Annotated in this window: 13 protein-coding genes and 1 pseudogene; 5 read left to right on the top strand and 9 right to left on the bottom strand. The window is 36.4% G+C overall.

From position 1 onward, the window contains the following. Nucleotides 1–20: 20 nt before the first annotated feature. The 4 genes from BW142_RS05745 to BW142_RS05730 all read right to left on the bottom strand — a co-directional run bounded on the left by BW142_RS05745 (nt 21) and on the right by BW142_RS05730 (nt 3,559). Nucleotides 21–281 (bottom strand): hypothetical protein, encoded by a 261-nt coding sequence (locus BW142_RS05745; RefSeq protein ID WP_076924213.1) that lies wholly within the window; start codon nt 279–281, stop codon nt 21–23. Between the two features lie 38 nt (nt 282–319). Further along, on the bottom strand, nt 320–2,341 hold the full coding sequence (locus tag BW142_RS05740; RefSeq protein WP_076924212.1) for an ATP-binding protein: 2,022 nt from the start codon (nt 2,339–2,341) through the stop codon (nt 320–322). A 216-nt stretch (nt 2,342–2,557) separates the two neighbouring features. After that, nucleotides 2,558–2,779, bottom strand: coding sequence for a penicillin-binding protein (locus BW142_RS05735; RefSeq protein WP_076924211.1), 222 nt, complete (start codon nt 2,777–2,779; stop codon nt 2,558–2,560). A gap of 9 nt (nt 2,780–2,788) precedes the next feature. After that, nucleotides 2,789–3,559: an undecaprenyl-diphosphate phosphatase gene (locus BW142_RS05730; protein WP_076924210.1), complete on the bottom strand. Its 771-nt coding sequence runs from the start codon at nt 3,557–3,559 to the stop codon at nt 2,789–2,791. Between the two features lie 236 nt (nt 3,560–3,795). Here BW142_RS05730 and BW142_RS05725 point away from each other — a divergent pair, with 236 nt between their 5' ends. From BW142_RS05725 to BW142_RS05715, 3 genes are read left to right on the top strand one after another with little or no spacing between them, the layout of a single operon-like run. Then, entirely contained in the window at nt 3,796–4,083 is a 288-nt protein-coding gene (locus BW142_RS05725) for a hypothetical protein (protein ID WP_024600574.1), read from the top strand. After that, a complete protein-coding gene (locus BW142_RS05720; protein WP_171972313.1) occupies nt 4,080–5,675 on the top strand; it encodes a PepSY-associated TM helix domain-containing protein in 1,596 nt (531 codons plus the stop codon). The genes BW142_RS05725 and BW142_RS05720 overlap by 4 nt, the downstream gene beginning before the upstream one ends. Continuing rightward, nucleotides 5,672–5,917, top strand: a complete 246-nt coding sequence (locus BW142_RS05715; protein WP_024600572.1) for a hypothetical protein — start codon at nt 5,672–5,674, stop codon at nt 5,915–5,917. The genes BW142_RS05720 and BW142_RS05715 overlap by 4 nt, the downstream gene beginning before the upstream one ends. Here BW142_RS05715 and BW142_RS20825 read toward each other — a convergent pair. Beyond that, nucleotides 5,909–6,062: pseudogene (locus BW142_RS20825) on the bottom strand (DUF6363 domain-containing protein); the annotation flags it as partial. The gene BW142_RS05715 and the pseudogene BW142_RS20825 overlap by 9 nt on opposite strands. Nucleotides 6,063–6,162: 100 nt before the next feature. On the opposite strand from BW142_RS20825, the gene BW142_RS05710 reads away from it, so the two are divergent. Continuing rightward, the gene (locus tag BW142_RS05710; RefSeq protein WP_076924208.1) at nt 6,163–7,035 is read left to right on the top strand and encodes an SMP-30/gluconolactonase/LRE family protein; all 873 of its coding nucleotides are present in this window, start codon (nt 6,163–6,165) and stop codon (nt 7,033–7,035) included. Between the two features lie 35 nt (nt 7,036–7,070). On the opposite strand, the gene BW142_RS05705 is transcribed toward BW142_RS05710, so the two are convergent. The 3 genes from BW142_RS05705 to BW142_RS05695 form a co-directional block, all read right to left on the bottom strand. Then, nucleotides 7,071–7,526, bottom strand: a complete 456-nt coding sequence (locus BW142_RS05705) for an NfeD family protein (RefSeq protein ID WP_076924207.1) — start codon at nt 7,524–7,526, stop codon at nt 7,071–7,073. 21 nt (nt 7,527–7,547) lie between these two features. Beyond that, nucleotides 7,548–8,501 carry a slipin family protein gene (locus tag BW142_RS05700; protein WP_076924206.1) on the bottom strand — a complete coding sequence of 318 codons (954 nt, stop codon included), beginning with the start codon at nt 8,499–8,501 and terminating at the stop codon, nt 7,548–7,550. 129 nt (nt 8,502–8,630) lie between these two features. Beyond that, a complete protein-coding gene (locus tag BW142_RS05695; protein WP_076924205.1) occupies nt 8,631–10,070 on the bottom strand; it encodes a diguanylate cyclase in 1,440 nt (479 codons plus the stop codon). A 217-nt stretch (nt 10,071–10,287) separates the two neighbouring features. Here BW142_RS05695 and BW142_RS05690 point away from each other — a divergent pair, with 217 nt between their 5' ends. Then, nucleotides 10,288–11,181, top strand: coding sequence for a cation diffusion facilitator family transporter (locus BW142_RS05690; protein WP_024600569.1), 894 nt, complete (start codon nt 10,288–10,290; stop codon nt 11,179–11,181). A 50-nt stretch (nt 11,182–11,231) separates the two neighbouring features. Here BW142_RS05690 and BW142_RS05685 read toward each other — a convergent pair whose 3' ends face one another. Beyond that, nucleotides 11,232–15,731: an EAL domain-containing protein gene (locus BW142_RS05685; RefSeq protein WP_076924204.1), complete on the bottom strand. Its 4,500-nt coding sequence runs from the start codon at nt 15,729–15,731 to the stop codon at nt 11,232–11,234. Nucleotides 15,732–15,774 lie beyond the last annotated feature (43 nt).

Genomic DNA, 15,774 nt, shown 5'->3' with positions numbered 1-15,774 from the left:
AATATTAAGAAGCGTATTAACTAATCGCACCCACCGCCAGAATCACCGCCGCTACAATGTGTATGAGAGTGCGATGGGTTACTGCTAGAGGAAACTGATGAGTCACTGCCAGTATAAGCTGATGATCCACGTGATGACTTAGCACTGATGAATGTAACTAACAGCAATATGCCTGATACGATAATTACCGTTATTGATGACCCCCATTGCTCAGTGGAAACGCCTTTAAATATTGCTAAACAAAGCACCGTAAATAGTATTGTTCTTATTATACTTTTCATTTTATATCCTTATTTAACCAATAAGTTAACTATAAACGTTAACTAACGTTAGCCGTATGCTCAAGCGCATTAATAACTGCTTTTTCGAGTATTGGTAACTTAAAAGGTTTTGATATAAACATATCCATGCCAGCTTGTTTACAGGCCAGTTTGTCTTGTGATGAGGTATTTGCTGTTAAAGCCACTATGTAAGTTTCTTCACCTGGACAGATATTTTCCGCTCTAAGTTGTTTTGTTGCCTCAAATCCATCGAGTATGGGCATTACGCAGTCCATAAAAATAAGGTCATAATGTTTTTGGCGACATTTTAATACTGCATCTTGGCCATCAACGGCTGAGTCTGCTTTAATATTCAACTTATCTAGCGAGGCATGTAAAACTAATCTGTTAATGTCGTTATCATCAACAACAAGTACAGATAAGTCACTGCCGTTAGTGTCTAAGTTTGATTTAAGGCTTTCTTGTTTTTGCTCTTTACCTGGCTCTATAGGAATATTTACTAAAAACGTAGTGCCTTTATTAGGTGTACTTTTTACCTTTATTTTGCCGCCCATATATTCAACAAGCTCTTTTACTATTGCAAGCCCAAGGCCTGTGCCACCTTTTGAATTTTTAGCGTCTACTTCTTGAGAAAAAGGAGAAAACAATGACTCTAAAAAGCCTTTACTCATTCCGCGGCCTGTATCAGACACTTCAATGTTTAAACTTAACTTAGCTTTAACTTTAGAAAGGCTGGTGTTTAGTGTAACTGAACCATTTTCAGTAAATTTAAGTGCATTACTCAATAAATTAGAAACAATCTGGCTTAGTCGAGTATTGTCACTAAAAGCCCAGCAGTTATCATCAATTGTATTATTTACTTGTAGCGTTACATGCGTATTTTTAAATAGTGGTGTGTATAAAGAAGTTAAATCGGTAAAAATTGTTTTTAACAAAAAGTCAGTAGGCTCTAGCTTTAGCTCACCATGATTAATTTTAGAAAAATCGAGCACCTCATTAATAATGCTGAGCAAAATATCAGCACTTCTAAGTGCTATTTTTATTTTTTCAGCACGTACTTCTTCACTATGTTCATCAATTAATGTGGTTAGCATGCCTGTGATGCCGTTAAGAGGGGTTCTTAATTCGTGGCTGATTTTAGCAAAGAGCATGCTTCTGTCTTCAAGTAAGCGCTCTGCTTGAGCTTGCTTTTGTTTAAGCTCTTCTCGAAGCTTGACTGACTCGGTTACATCTTGGCAGGTGCCAAATAACCTTATGCAGCGCTCGCCTTCAAACTCAGCCTCGCCAAAAGTAGCCACCCACAAATGGTTGTTTTTAGCTGTTATAACCTCTAGCTCTAAATTCCATTTTTTGCCTTTTTCTATGGCTAATTCTACAGCGCGAGTAATGCCTTCACGACTTGGGCCTTCTTTATAAAACTCGATTGCAGAATTCATTTGTGGTTGAAATTGTTCATCTACTTCATGTATGAGGTATGTTTGTTCGCTCCAGGTGATTTTGTCAGAGATTAAATCAACTTCCCAGGTGCCTATATTTGCAACGTGCTCAAGCTTTAATAAGGTATTACTATTTTTTATGAGTTGTTCTTTAGTTTGTGCGCGAGCAAATTCCGAGCCTAGCCATTGCGCAAATAATTCGATGTAGTCGTAAGCATCATCGTTAAAAGCGAGAGAGTCTTTTGCGGATGAAAAGTTGACGGTACCAAATATTTTATCACCAATTTTTATTGGCGCGCCAATGTAAGACTCTAACTGAAAGTTTATATAACAGGGGTGGTTTGCAATTGCGCTTTGAGAGGCTTTATGAAAAGCAAGTGCGGAGCCAGCAGATAGCGTATGTACGCAATAGGTGCCTTGTAAGTCAAACACAGTACCGGGTAAAAGTGAGTTGTCGGGGGTTATGGCATATAAAACGGTATAACTGTTTTCATCTACTTTACTAATAATGCCTAGCTCTAGCTCGAATACTTCTAATCCAAAGATTAAAAGTTTATTGATTTTGGTTTGAAAATCAAACGACTGATTCGAAACGATATCGTGAAAACGTCTTAAAAAATTCAAAAGAAAACACCCCGTAAGCTTTTGTTCAATTTATACAATATAAAAGCCAATTAAAGGCATATTTATTAATTACCAAGTAAGTTTAGCAGTTTTTATCGATGATAACTAAAACTGATGTGTACACTTTAAATTTATAACCTTATGTTTTGTAGAATAATAGAGCATTAATATAACGCTGAGTGTAATGATGATTATATAATGCTCAGTGTTTTGTATTTAGTAGGTTGAGTTTGGTGTGTACTCAGGATTTATATCGCCGCCAACTTCTTCCGGGTCTACATCGTTAAGAAGTAGCGTTTCACGTACAGCTTCAATGTGATCAAGTACGCTTTGGTAGCGCTCGCCATATTCATACTTTGTCACTTCAATCGCTTTAGGCATGTAAGTAAAGGCTATTTTAAGTGCGTGGAGTGCTTCTTCGTTTATTTTTTCGGTCATAATGTTCTCTTATGTGTAGGCTATAGTTAATAAAATAACACCAAATACGATTCGGTAAAGACCAAAACTAACAAAAGTGAAATTTTCTAGAAAGCGTATGAATAGTTTAATAGTAAAATAAGCGACTATAAAAGACGTTAAAAAGCCAACTGCAAGGGCAGTTAGGTCATCTAAGCTAAACAGTTGGTAATGTTTAAGTAAGTCGTACCCTGAGGCTGCTGCAAGTACAGGTAAACCAAGTAAAAATGAAAATTCAGCGCTGGCTTTTCGGTTTAAACCACATAACATGGCACCAACAATAGAACTTCCAGCACGACTAGTCCCTGGAATTAACGCAAATACTTGTGCTACGCCAATCCAAAGGGCTTGTTTATAAGTAACTTGGGTTACATCGGTAGTTGTGCATTGAGCCTCTTTATAATTGCGCTCTAATAGTAAAAAAATCACACCGCCTACAATAAACATAACACCTACTACTGGTACGCTAAACAGTGTTTTTATTACATCACTAAATATAAAACCAATAATACCCAAAGGAATAAATGCAATGGCAACTTTCACCCATAAATTGAAATGTTTAGGGCTAAACTTATCTTTATAGTTGGCTAGTACCGCTAAAATGGCGGCAAGCTGGATAATTACTTCGAAGGCGAGGTTAGCGTCTGTTGATTCAATGCCTAACCACTTTGACGCTACAATTAAGTGCCCAGTTGATGATATGGGTAAAAATTCTGTTATACCTTCAATAATACCTAAAATAATCGCGTTAATTATATCCACGGTTTACTGCTTCCTGAAAAATTAAAAAGCCCGAACTCGGCTTAACTGAAATGACGCATTACTGCGTACCTAAATTGCGAGGCGTAGCATAAAAGCTCTTAAGGCAAACCAACAGTGTTTTTAGACTTAATTTGTTTAATAAATTGCATTAAACATTAAATGCACAATATAATGGTAATTGTTATCATTTGCATATGCTGTTTTGTATATATTTGGGCAAATTTATTGAGCGAATAATGAATAATAAAAAAACGTTTACAGCTACACGGCGAAGGCACTTAATTGCGTGTGTATTAGCGCTAGTTACAGCGGTAATAATGATTCCGGGTATGACAACCTATTTACCGTTTCAAATGAATGAACAAATATTACTACCTATTTTACTCTTTCCTGTTATTTGGACTGCGCTGTTTATTTATGCGTATTTGGCGCAAAAAGTATGGCAACCTTTTGTAGTCATGATTGCATTGTGTGTATTACATGGTTTATTGAGTTTTTGGGCGTTAACGCAGGGGCAGGGATGAAGTCGATTACTTTAAAAAAGCTGTATTTATTACATAGCTGGGTAGGAATTATTACTGCGGTGCTGCTATTTATTGTTGCATTTAGTGGGGCGTTAGCAGTTCTGTCGCGACCTGAGTTAAAAATATGGGCTAATCCAGAACTACAATCTAGCCAACACGTTGCCAGCGCGCAAATTAATAGATTAGTAAACGAATATCATAAACAAGTACCTAGTGAATTTGGCGAAAACATTCATGTGTTTTTACCAAGTGGGCATAACTTTCATTTATTAACGTTGGTATTTGAATCTCACCATGGCGATGAAAATTACGACCAAGAGGTGGCTAGAGTATTTCAATTTCATCCCAATACACTGGTGCTGGAAAATACTTACTATGGGCCTAGTAAAGAGTTTTACGCCAATAAAAAAACCGATGCGCCAACTTATATAGGTGAGTTTCATGCAGATTTGCATTTAGGGCGACCAATTGGGTTAATACTCACTGGGTTTTTAGGTTTAACGCTTTTAGTAAGTGCAGTGACAGGCTTGTTTATTCATCGCAAATTGATAAAAGAGCTCTTTACGTTTAGGCGAGATAAAGGGTTAGATATTGCAATAAGCGATGCTCATAAGGTTATAGGTATTTGGGGCAGCGTATTTAATATTGTGATTGGTTTTACAGGATCATTTTTAGGGCTCGCGACCATTATTTTACTACCAGCAGCTGCCTTTGTGAGCTTTGGTGGCGATCAAGATAAGTTAATAGAAACGTTTACCGCCATTCCTGAGCCTGTAGTTAGCCACATTAAGCAACCTACAAAAATAGACACTATTTTAGAGCATGCTCATAGTCGTTACCCTGAAGCAATAATTAGAGATGTCACAATAATGGCGCATAACGATGCGAATGCGCAGGTATATTTGCGTTTGTTAGGTGGCGAGGCTGTTGCTTCTCAGTTACTGCATTACCAAGGCAATGGTGAGTTTGTACAGTCGATGAGTAGTTTTGGTGATATTTCAGGTGTTTCAATAAAAGTAATTGAGCTGATGTTTCCGCTGCACTTTGGAAACTTTGCAGGGGTCTTTGTCAAACTGCTTTGGGTATTACTTGGTTTAAGTACTGCGCTTTTACCTATCTCGGGCATGATGATGTGGCTAGCAAAGCGTACACGTGGCAGTAGTCCTTCACTGAGTATGCAGGCATATGCACGCTGGAATCGCTTTATTATAGGCAGTTGTGGTGGCTTGGTATTAGCAAGCTTTGTGCTATTTCCTGTGCAAGTTGTACTTAATTATAGCGTTGTTGGTGTGGCGCAAAATAGCTTTTTTGGACCCGTGTTCTTTTATACGTGGTTGGCATGGTTACTCTTAAGTGTATTACCCATAGGTTATAAAAACTACTTTAAGCTGACTCTTTTACTATGCGGCGCTTCGCTTGCTTTGGTGCTGCCGCTTAACATCGTATTTGGCGTGAGCAATGTTATTAACCTTAATAGCTCGCTTGTTGCGGTAGTAGATATAAGCTTTATGGTGGTGGGTATCGCGTGTATGTTTGGTGCCTTAAAAATAAAAAACACACAAAAATTACAAGTTGAGGTACAACCCGCATGAACGAGCTACTAATTACAATTGCGATGGTGAGTTTACTATTAATGATGCTCAATATACGCAAAAACACACTTACATTATTGGTTAAAACATTTTTAAGTACACTGCTATTTGGTTTAGCGCTGATATGTTTTATGAGTGTTTACGGTATTTTAGGCGGTGCAATATGCACCGTTGTGGGAGCTATGTTAGCTGGTTTACTAACCGCAGTTATTGCAGGTAAAGCACCGCAATTATTAGGTTAAATAATGCAGATCTTTAGCTAAAAAGGCCTTTGCAGTATTAACTCCCATGTTGTAACCACTATTAAGTATTTCAAACTTTTTTAGTGGTACGCCCAACTTTAAAATTAGCCGGTGGTGCAATGATATTGATTTTGCAGTCACTAGGGCGTGTTAATAAATTAAAGCCAGGTACACATCGCGAAATCAACTGTTTTCTGGTAAGGTTTGGGTTACAAGGCTTTGTTAATAATAAAGAATAAGTATTTATGTTTGACCCTAGCGTAACCATTTTTGAAAGCACACAGAATCAGCTTGCAGAAAGTCCTCTTTGGCACCCTATGCTGAATACTTTTTTTTGGGTCGACATAAATAAAAAATTACTTTTAAGCAAAAAAATACACAGCGAAAGCCAACTAAAAACAATTAATATGCCCGATACACTCAGTGCAATAGCGTGGATTGATGAGCAGCACTTGTTGCTAGGTACAAGTACAGGTTTATACAAATACCATATTAATTCGAGCACTCGCCATCTTATTTTTAATATTGAAAATACAGAGCTAAATAGGCGTTCAAACGACGGCCGCGCTGATCCATGGGGTGGCTTTTGGTTAAGTACAATGGACGTAAATGCTAAAAAAGCTGATGGTAAAATATACCGTTATTATAAACGCCAGCTTAAAGTCGTTGTAAGTGGTTTGAGTATCCCAAATGGATTGTGCTTTGATAAGCCACGTTTACGCGGTTATTACTGCGACTCTTTAACGAGTTGTATTTATGTATTAGATTTGGATGAGCAAACTGGCGAACCTTGCTCTGAGCCACGTGTTTTCTATCAATTTAATGATACTGATGTTGACCCCGATGGCTGTGTAACCGACCAATTAGGTAATTTGTGGCTAGCTGTGTGGGGAATGGGGTGTGTTATATGTTTATCCCCAGGCGGTGAGCTAATTAAAACAATCAAGCTTTGTGCAATAAAACCGACATGCACTGCATTTGGTGGTGAAAATGCTGAGTTTTTACTTGTAACATCGGCATTTGATGAAACGATTAATAATACTGCTAGTGAACAAGGCACTGTATTTCAAATCTCAGGCATAAAAAACGGGCAGTTTGAGCCGCCCGTTTTACTGTAATTTATTATACATAGTGCTTGTATTTAAAGTGATGATTAGCTTTTAGGCGTAACCCACATAACACCCACTTCTTTTTTGGTTACTACAACCTCAGTACCTGCGATAATTGGTTGCTCACTTTTAAGCTTCCAGCTAATACCTGAATATTGATGGGTAGTTAAACCTTGTTCTGTTACATCGCTAGTAAGTACAAAAGTAAGTTCAGCAAAATCACTATTCACTTGCTTCTTATCTACGCGATTTTGCATTTGTTTTAATGGTTTCCAAAGTGCAACGGCTAAGCCCGCTGTTACAACTGTGTTACTCCAAAGGGCTGTTGTTAATGAGTCAGGTAAAATACCAAAACTCATTAATAATCCTGTGAGGAATAACGATAATCCAAAAAACAACAAAATAAATGTAGAAAGGCCAAGTACTGCTACTTCTATTATTAAAGCAACAATACCAAGTACCATAAGTGTTTGCGGTAAATTTTGCGTAATAAAATCCATACAAACCTCTTTATTTAGTTATTAACCCAAATTCTTTTTATTTAAACTATTAATAATTGCCATACCTTGGGCAACCATTGAGCTTGCATCTGTCGCGTTGTCTGGCAGTAATACAATTGATGACTCACGAGCTATCGCTTCTTTAGCTGCAATTGCTTTAGTTGCTAAGTCTAGCTGAATTGCTTTTTGACCTTGCTCGGTATCTGCAGCTTCACCAACTTTAATAAGTGCATTTGCTTGTGCTTCAGCAACAGTTGTAATTGCTGTTGCTTCACCTTCAGCGCGTAAAATTTGCTCGGCTTTGTCGGCTTCAGCGGCAAGTACTTGCGCTTGCTTTTTACCCTCAGCAACATTGATATTTGCTTGGCGGTCACCTTCTGACTCTAAAATTTGAGCACGCTTAACACGCTCAGCTTTCATTTGTGCTTCCATCGCTTCCATAATAGAGTTAGGTGGCACAATATCTTTAATTTCGTAGCGAAGTACTTGAATACCCCAAGGCTCAGATGCCTGGTTTATAGCTGCAACAATGTTGGTATTAAGTAAATCACGCTCTTCAAATGTTTTATCAAGCTCCATTTTACCTAATTCTGAACGCATCGTTGTTTGCGAAAGTTGTACCACTGCAAACGTATAGTCGTCAACGCCATACGTTGCTTTGTATGGGTCTAGTACCCTAAAGTACAGTACGCCATCAACTATAAGTGAGATGTTATCTTTAGTGATAGCTGACTGCGATGGTACATCTTGAGCTTGTTCTTTTAAGCTACGATCAGCCGAGATTCTATCAATAAATGGAATAATAAAGTTAAGGCCGGCTTCTTTAGTTGATTGGTATTTACCAAAACGTTCGATTAACCAGGCGCGGTTTTGTGGTACAAATTTAACGCTACTTTTTAAAAGCACGATAACAAAAACAAGTAAAAAAGCCTCAACAGTAAAAACCATATCGAGAATTTGTGTGACTGGATCCATTTAAACATTCCTTATAATAATTAAACGCTGAGTGGTTGTATTGTTTATAATTTCAGCGTGTATAGATTATCACTACAGTGAACTTTTAACCACTAAAACTCACTGTAGCGCCCCGACTTAGTCGGTTTTCTAAAAACTGGCTATTTTATTTCTGCCTGTTTCTTTTGCGTTATAAAGGGCTATGTCGGCGTTAGTTATTACTTCTTTAGATGTTGTTTTTTGATTGGGTATAAGGCTATAAAATCCAATACTCAAAGAGAGGTAATTACTAGCACTTGAAAAGTTATGTTCAATTGCGAGTTCTGCGATTTTTTCCTGAATAAGAACAGCAAACCTTTGACAATGATCTGTGTCGACTGCAGGTAAAATTATCGTAAATTCTTCACCACCGAAACGAGCGGCTAAATCACCTTCACGTTTACAAAGATCATGCAGCGCTTTGGCAACTTGTTTTAACACTTCGTCACCGAGCTGATGCCCATAGTTATCGTTATAACGCTTAAAAAAATCAATATCACACATTATTAAACTAATGGGTTCTTTATTACGTGCGCCGCGTTTTATTTCGCATTTTAAAGTTTGATCAAAACAGCGTCTGTTAGCAATGTTTGTAAGGCCATCAGTATTAACTTGCTTGTTGAGTTTATGGTTAGCATTAATGAGTTGCTGCTGAGTTTTTTGTAGCTCTTGCTTGTAATTTAAATTTTTGAAAGCATTAGCAAGCATTTCACCTACTAACCTTAGGCGAATAAGGTCTAAATCAGTCCAGTTTCTCTTTTGAACAACGCAATCACAGCCTATAAAGCCAACGAGCTCTTTGTCATAACGTAACCCGATGCAAAGTACTGATTTTATTTTTTGTCGCTGAAAAATTATTTTTTCGCTCGTTGCTTGAATAGGTAACAACGTTACATCGTTAACTCTAAATAAGTGAGTACGGGCCATTAAAGTAAAAAAATAAGGGAGATCGCTTTTTGGAAGGTCCTGTAAGTCGTCTTTAAATGCTTGTATATCGTTATTGACCCATTCGTGAGTGTTATTTATTGTTTTACCGTCCTCGGCAAACTTAAATAAATAACTTCTATCTGCGTGGCATACGGTACCAATAGCTTTTAATGCATAGTTGATATGCTTATCAACGTCGTCGTTTTGAATATCAATTAAGTCAGTTGATATGTTCGAAATAATATTATCAAAATCATATTGTTCTTCGACATTGTTATTTAATATATCAATGATAATAATTGAATGTGAGTTAGGTAATTTTGAAAATTTTACATTGAGTAGTAATTTAGATGTTTGTTTTGATAAAGCAAACTGGCATTGATTATTTGCTGTAAAATAGTCTAAGAATAGATCTTCGATTAACAGTTCTTTTTTACTGTGATGATTGGTTAAAGTGATATGTGCAAAATCGTTTTTTTTAAAATGTGGTTGCTCTTCTAAGTCAAATAAACTCAGTGCCTGACTGTTAACTTTGAATATATCTTCATTGGCATCATAAAGTAATATACAAAATGGCAGTAACTTCATGTTTTGCCACATTTCATCTGGTCGGTTATTACTCACTTAACTCTCCATGTGCTTAAGCCACAATTAAATTGTTATCTATTGTATTTTTATTGTTTTTACCTACTAATTATTAGCACATTTTTTTTGATTTACTAAGTTTTTAGTGCGTTTGAGGGCAGTACGTATTATAATTGATACTGTATATCATTACCCTTTCTACTCTAAGCCATCTTTGGCTTATTTGCACTTTAAGTATAGGTTATTCAAGCATTTCATGACAGAAATCACTACACATCAAGCTTCTCGTCGTCGGTTACTTATTGCGCTAGCAATTACGTGTTCGTTTATGGTAATTCAGGTTATAGGTGCTTATTATTCTAATTCGCTTGCTGTACTTGCCGATGCGGGGCATTTGTTTGTTCACAATAGTTCGTTATTCATCGCACTGATTGCATCAAGTCTCGCTATTCATTTTGCTAAAACCTATAACGATGGTCATCAAAGAGCTGAGCTTCTAGGCGGTCTGGTGAACGGGTTTTTATATCTAGCAATAAGTTTAATTATTTTGTATGAAGGTGGTGAGCGCTATATACACCAGCATGAAGGAAATGAGCTGGCTATTAATAGTTATTTAATGTCGGTTATTGCTGCTATTGGTTTTTTGTTTCATGGTGCTGCTGCATGGGTTTTATATAAAGGCCGCAAAGCGAGTATTAATGTTTACGCGGTATTTTTACATTCATTCTTTGATTTGATTTCGACAGTATCGACATTTGTTGCCGGTATTCTTATATATTTCACAGGCTGGGTTGTAATCGATATTTTATCGAGCATGTTAATCGCCTCTTTCGTGTTGTTTACCGGTGTTAAGGTCATTATTAGTTGTATAAAAGGTTTACGCTTAAATAAGGCCAAACTCCCTAAAGTAGCAGATATTGAAAGTGAGATTACAGATATGGAGCATGTTCACAATGTCCATAACGTCACTGTTACGCGAAAATATAAGGGTGTAGTAGTAGGCGCACACGTTGTCCTTAAAGAACATTGTACTATTGAAAAACACGATGAAGCATGTCGTATGAAAGTAGAACAACTGTTAGCTGAAAAATTTAATGTACACAATAGTGTATTACAAATTGAAAGCCACGAATGCCATCACATTCATTAATACAAATTAATATAAAAGCGTGTAAAACTGATTAGCACGCTTTTAATGTTTTAAATCAAATCAATGATATTGCTAAAACAATCGCTTTTACGTAAGTCTTTAGCATCCATTGGCCTTGCAAAGTAGTAACCTTGCAGTACATTGCATCCAACTCCAGCTAAAAAGTTCATCTGTTCGCGCGTTTCTACTCCTTCTGCAATACAGTAAAGATCTAGGTTTTCGGCCAATGAAAGAATGGTCTTAATAATTGACTCATCACCTTTATCTATACCGATACTGTTTACAAAGCTTTGATCTATTTTAATAACATTAATAGGAAATTGGCTCAAATAGGTGAGTGACGAGTAACCTGTACCAAAATCGTCAAGTAGTAATTTAAAGCCAGCAGCTTTTAAGTTATGTAGCTGCTTGGCTGCTTTGAGTTTATCTTCTAGTAAAATACTCTCTGTTATTTCAAGTCTTAATTGTCTTGGATTAACTTGAGAGTCCGCTAATATAGACATTAACCTTTGGGTTATGTTTGTTTTTAAAATGTGTTTAGGCGATAAGTTTAAAGATATGTAAAACAATGGGTTTTCGCTGAGTATAGGTGCAAGTTCAATAAGAGCTCGTTGCAATGCTTGCTCAGTAAGGAGTTCTATTAAACCGGTTTCCTCTGCGACAGGAATAAAAAGTGCAGGCGATACTAACTGTCCTTGATTGTTCCAGCGCATGAGTAACTCCACGCCATTTATCGTTTTTTCTTCTATGTCGATGATAGGCTGATAGTGATTAAAAAATCGGTTGTCTTTCACTGCATCTTTTAAATCATTTTCGAGCAGTAACTTTTGTTTTATCAGCTCATTCATTTCATCGCTAAAAAACTTAAAGTCGTTTCTCCCGCCTTGTTTAGCGTGCATCATGGCTACATCAGCATTACGGATAAGTAAATCGGTGGTTACAGCATCGAATGGGTATAAAGCAACGCCAATACTGGCTGAAATATTAATAGAGAAGTCTTCAATAATTACTTTATTAGCTAACTCATTACTAATTTTTCTTACTGTATCGCGAAGAGACTGAAGCGATTTTATATTTTGAATCAGCACTAAAAATTCATCACCACTTTGTCGGCCAAGTTTTGCGTTTGCGCCGAGCATACCGTTCACTCTTTGGGTAATATTACACAGCAGCTTATCGCCAACTGCGTGGCCAAAAGAGTCATTAACAGGTTTAAACTTATCTAAATCAATAAATAATAATGCGCATTGTGTATTACTTTCATCGGCATATTTAATCGCTTTTTCAATGTTTTGATACATTAAACTACGATTTGGGAGATGCGTTAGAGGATCAAAGTTAGCCAAATAGCGCAATTCGTTTTCAGCACGTTTTTGCTCGGTTAAATCTGTAATAACCACCACATAGTAACTTGCAGTATCTTTTGTAACTGCTGTGGCACTTATATGAATTGGATGTTCGTTATTTCTCGCTGTTTTTATATAAGCATCACTTTGCCAGTTTTCTGTCGGTTTTAATTTTTTTAAAATACCAGCAAACTCTTTACACTTATCTTTACCAATCGCTTTTATGAACAATTTAGGACTAATTTTAGTGGCTACTTTTTCATTTGAAAATGTTTCAATAAAACTGTTGTTCGCAGAAAATGGCATTAAATGTTTATCGAGTATAAGGAGCCAGTCATTTATTTGGCTGAACGCTTCACCTAAAATTTTTGCTTGTTGCTCGTTAGCACGTTGCGCTGTGATATTAGTATATATGCCAGAAACATATAACGGCTCATTTGTTTGAGGATCATATATAACTTGACCTGTATCTTGATACCATAACCAATGGCCATCTTTGTGCTGTAAGCGATAGGTTGCTTGCCAGTTTTGTTGTTTTTTGTATTTGAAGTAGTTTTCCCATTGGTTTTCAAAACGACGTCGATCATCAGGGTGTATTAGCGCCAAAAATTGTTCTATGTGTACGCGTTCAGGTAAGTCTGAGTAACCTAGCTCACTTCCTCTAAGTGTATTTACAGAATTATCTTTAAAGTTATAATCCCAAACACCGCTTTTATTATTTTTAAGTGCGAGTTCTGTTTGTTTTTGTGAATGAATAGTGGCTCTATGGGCTCGTTCAATTGCAACTCGGCGGCTGCGGTATTGCCAGAAAATGAAAAACAATACGGCAAGTATTAAAATTACATAGGCGGCAATAGCAAAGGGCGATTTCCAAGGTGCGTAGGCTACGTTGATGTTAAGTGTGGCTGTTTCGCTTGTAACAATACCATCGCGATTATGTGCTGATATTTTTAGTGAGTAACTACCCGGTTGGAGCTTTGTGAAAAACACTTGATTAGATTGTAAGTCTTCATATGTAAGAGATGTTGGCCCTGAAAGAATTACCTTATAATACGCTTTGTCTATATTGGGGTAAGAAAAGTTAGAAAAACTAACCGTCAACCCCATATCTTCATAACTGAGCTCAAGTGGTTGGCTAAGATATTGATGAGGGTAATAATTGAGCTCTTTGGTAAAAAGATTTATATCGGTAATCGCTACATTATTTTTTTTAAATAACTCTTCTTCATCAAAGTCTAGAGGGTCAAAGACTAGAGCTCCGACATTACTGCCAAAAATTAGCCTGTCATCATTTAACGTTGTTGCAGCTACAGGAGTAAATTGGTTTATATTCAATCCGTCCTTTACTGAATAACTCACCACAATGAGTGTATCTAGGTTTATTTGGTATAAACCATTGTTACTACTTACCCATAAAAAACCATTTTGATCAGGAAGTAATGAATAGATAGAGTCAGTATTAAATGAATTTTTTAATCCTATGTAGTGTTTTCTCTCATAAGTAACTGGGTCAACACCAATTAAGCCTTCCTGGGTGGTTGCCAACCATAAAGTATTCCGTTTTGAGTCTAAGTAAAAGTTTTCTACAGTGTAAAAAATATCTTCTTTAGGATTAAAAGACTGAAATATAGTCGTTAAAGTTTTCGTTTTTTCGTTGTACCTAAAAAAACTTTTTGATGTACCAAGCACAAACTCTTCAGGATGTGTGTCGAGGTGTTTATAAAAAGCGTAAGAAAATAAAGGGTCGACTTGCTCTTTGAGTCCCTTAATAATTCTTGTTTTTCCGGTTGTTTCATTAAAAAGATAAAAGTTATCATCAGACATAAATGCATATGTGTCTGCAGATAATTGGGAAAAGCCAAATAAGTTTGATCGGTTAATTACATCATTCTCTGTGTCTTGGTTTTCAATAACTTTACCTGTTTGCTTATCAAAAAGTTTGAACCCGTTGAAAGTAACAAGCCAAAGGAATTGATTATCGCCAATTGAAGACGGAAAAATATCATAAACGGCAGATGCTCCATATATAGCTTTTGAGTCGGTCGAGCTTAAATATACTTTACTTTTATTTGTAACTTGGTCGTAGCGCGCAATACCATCTTCGGTCCCTAGCCATATAATATTATTTTTATCTTGATAAGCAGCATGAACAGTATTATTCCCAGGTAAAAAAATATGTTTAAACCGTTGAGTTTTGACTGGCCAAGTAAACACTCCTTGGGTTCTAGAAGCTAGCCAAAGTACACCCGATTTATCAATCATTAGGTCGTTGATTGAGTTTTCACTAATATTAAACTTACTTTTTTCATAATTTAAAATGAACTCTAGTTCTTTGGTTTCGCGGTGATAACTGAACAATCCACTTTCGGTTGCTACAAACTCCCCGTAAACAGTATTGGCATAATCCCATATATTATAATCAGGGATTAAAGTTGTAATATTTGCTGCAGATATATTTTTGTTATTATCGAATGCTAATTGATACATGCCTTCAACAGTACCAACAAGTAATCCTAATTCATTATCAACACTTAAGAATTTGACGTTTACATTATCTATCGTATTTTTTTCAGGGGGATGAAGAGGGATTTTTACAAGTTCTGAATTATCTATATTTGCCGTGTATAAGCCATCATTTGTACCAATATATAAAGTATTTTTATATATCGTTAATGACCTAATGTAGTCACCTTCATTTGGTAGAGCTAGTTTAAGTGCAAAGCGTTTGCTCGTCTCATCAAATGTATATATTTGACCATCTATGGCGAAGTAAAAAGTATTTTGTTTTTGGGTCATTGCGGAGATTGGAGAAAACATCTTTTGTTCTTTATCTATTTGACCTGAATAGATTTTTTCGGTTTTTAAAGTGAGGGGATCTATTATAAACGCACCAGAAAGATCAGTTGAAACGATAATCTTTCCGTCTTCGGCTTTAAATAACGCATAAATATAGTGTTTATCTAAGCCAAAGCCACCATTAAAAGTTTTTACTTTATACCCGTCAAAGCGATTTAAACCTTGTTGGGTAGCTATCCAAATATAGCCAATTTCGTCTTCTTGTGTCTGCAAAACGTAACTTTGCGAGAGACCTTCGTCAGTAGAAATACGTTGTAATTGTTGAGCATAGTTCTGTGATGCAAAAGTACATTGAATGCATAGTAAAAAAATAATGGTGATAGGAAAAAAAACTTTGCTCAAACGCACTTATAAACACTCTCAGTGGAGGATAGGATGATACTTAGCTAGA

It is taken from the genome of Pseudoalteromonas sp. EB27 (assembly GCF_001974875.1).
GTDB lineage: Bacteria > Pseudomonadota > Gammaproteobacteria > Enterobacterales > Alteromonadaceae > Pseudoalteromonas.
The sequence above is the reverse complement of the archived record's forward strand: the minus strand, read 5'-3'. Positions and strand labels throughout refer to the sequence as shown.

Coding starts and splice junctions, on each gene's coding strand:
- BW142_RS05745 (WP_076924213.1), bottom strand. CDS start 281: ATGAAAAGTATAATAAGAACAATACTATTTACGGTGCTTTGTTTAGCA.
- BW142_RS05735 (WP_076924211.1), bottom strand. CDS start 2,779: ATGACCGAAAAAATAAACGAAGAAGCACTCCACGCACTTAAAATAGCC.
- BW142_RS05725 (WP_024600574.1), top strand. CDS start 3,796: ATGAATAATAAAAAAACGTTTACAGCTACACGGCGAAGGCACTTAATT.
- BW142_RS05720 (WP_171972313.1), top strand. CDS start 4,080: ATGAAGTCGATTACTTTAAAAAAGCTGTATTTATTACATAGCTGGGTA.
- BW142_RS05715 (WP_024600572.1), top strand. CDS start 5,672: ATGAACGAGCTACTAATTACAATTGCGATGGTGAGTTTACTATTAATG.
- BW142_RS05710 (WP_076924208.1), top strand. CDS start 6,163: ATGTTTGACCCTAGCGTAACCATTTTTGAAAGCACACAGAATCAGCTT.
- BW142_RS05705 (WP_076924207.1), bottom strand. CDS start 7,526: ATGGATTTTATTACGCAAAATTTACCGCAAACACTTATGGTACTTGGT.
- BW142_RS05700 (WP_076924206.1), bottom strand. CDS start 8,501: ATGGATCCAGTCACACAAATTCTCGATATGGTTTTTACTGTTGAGGCT.
- BW142_RS05690 (WP_024600569.1), top strand. CDS start 10,288: ATGACAGAAATCACTACACATCAAGCTTCTCGTCGTCGGTTACTTATT.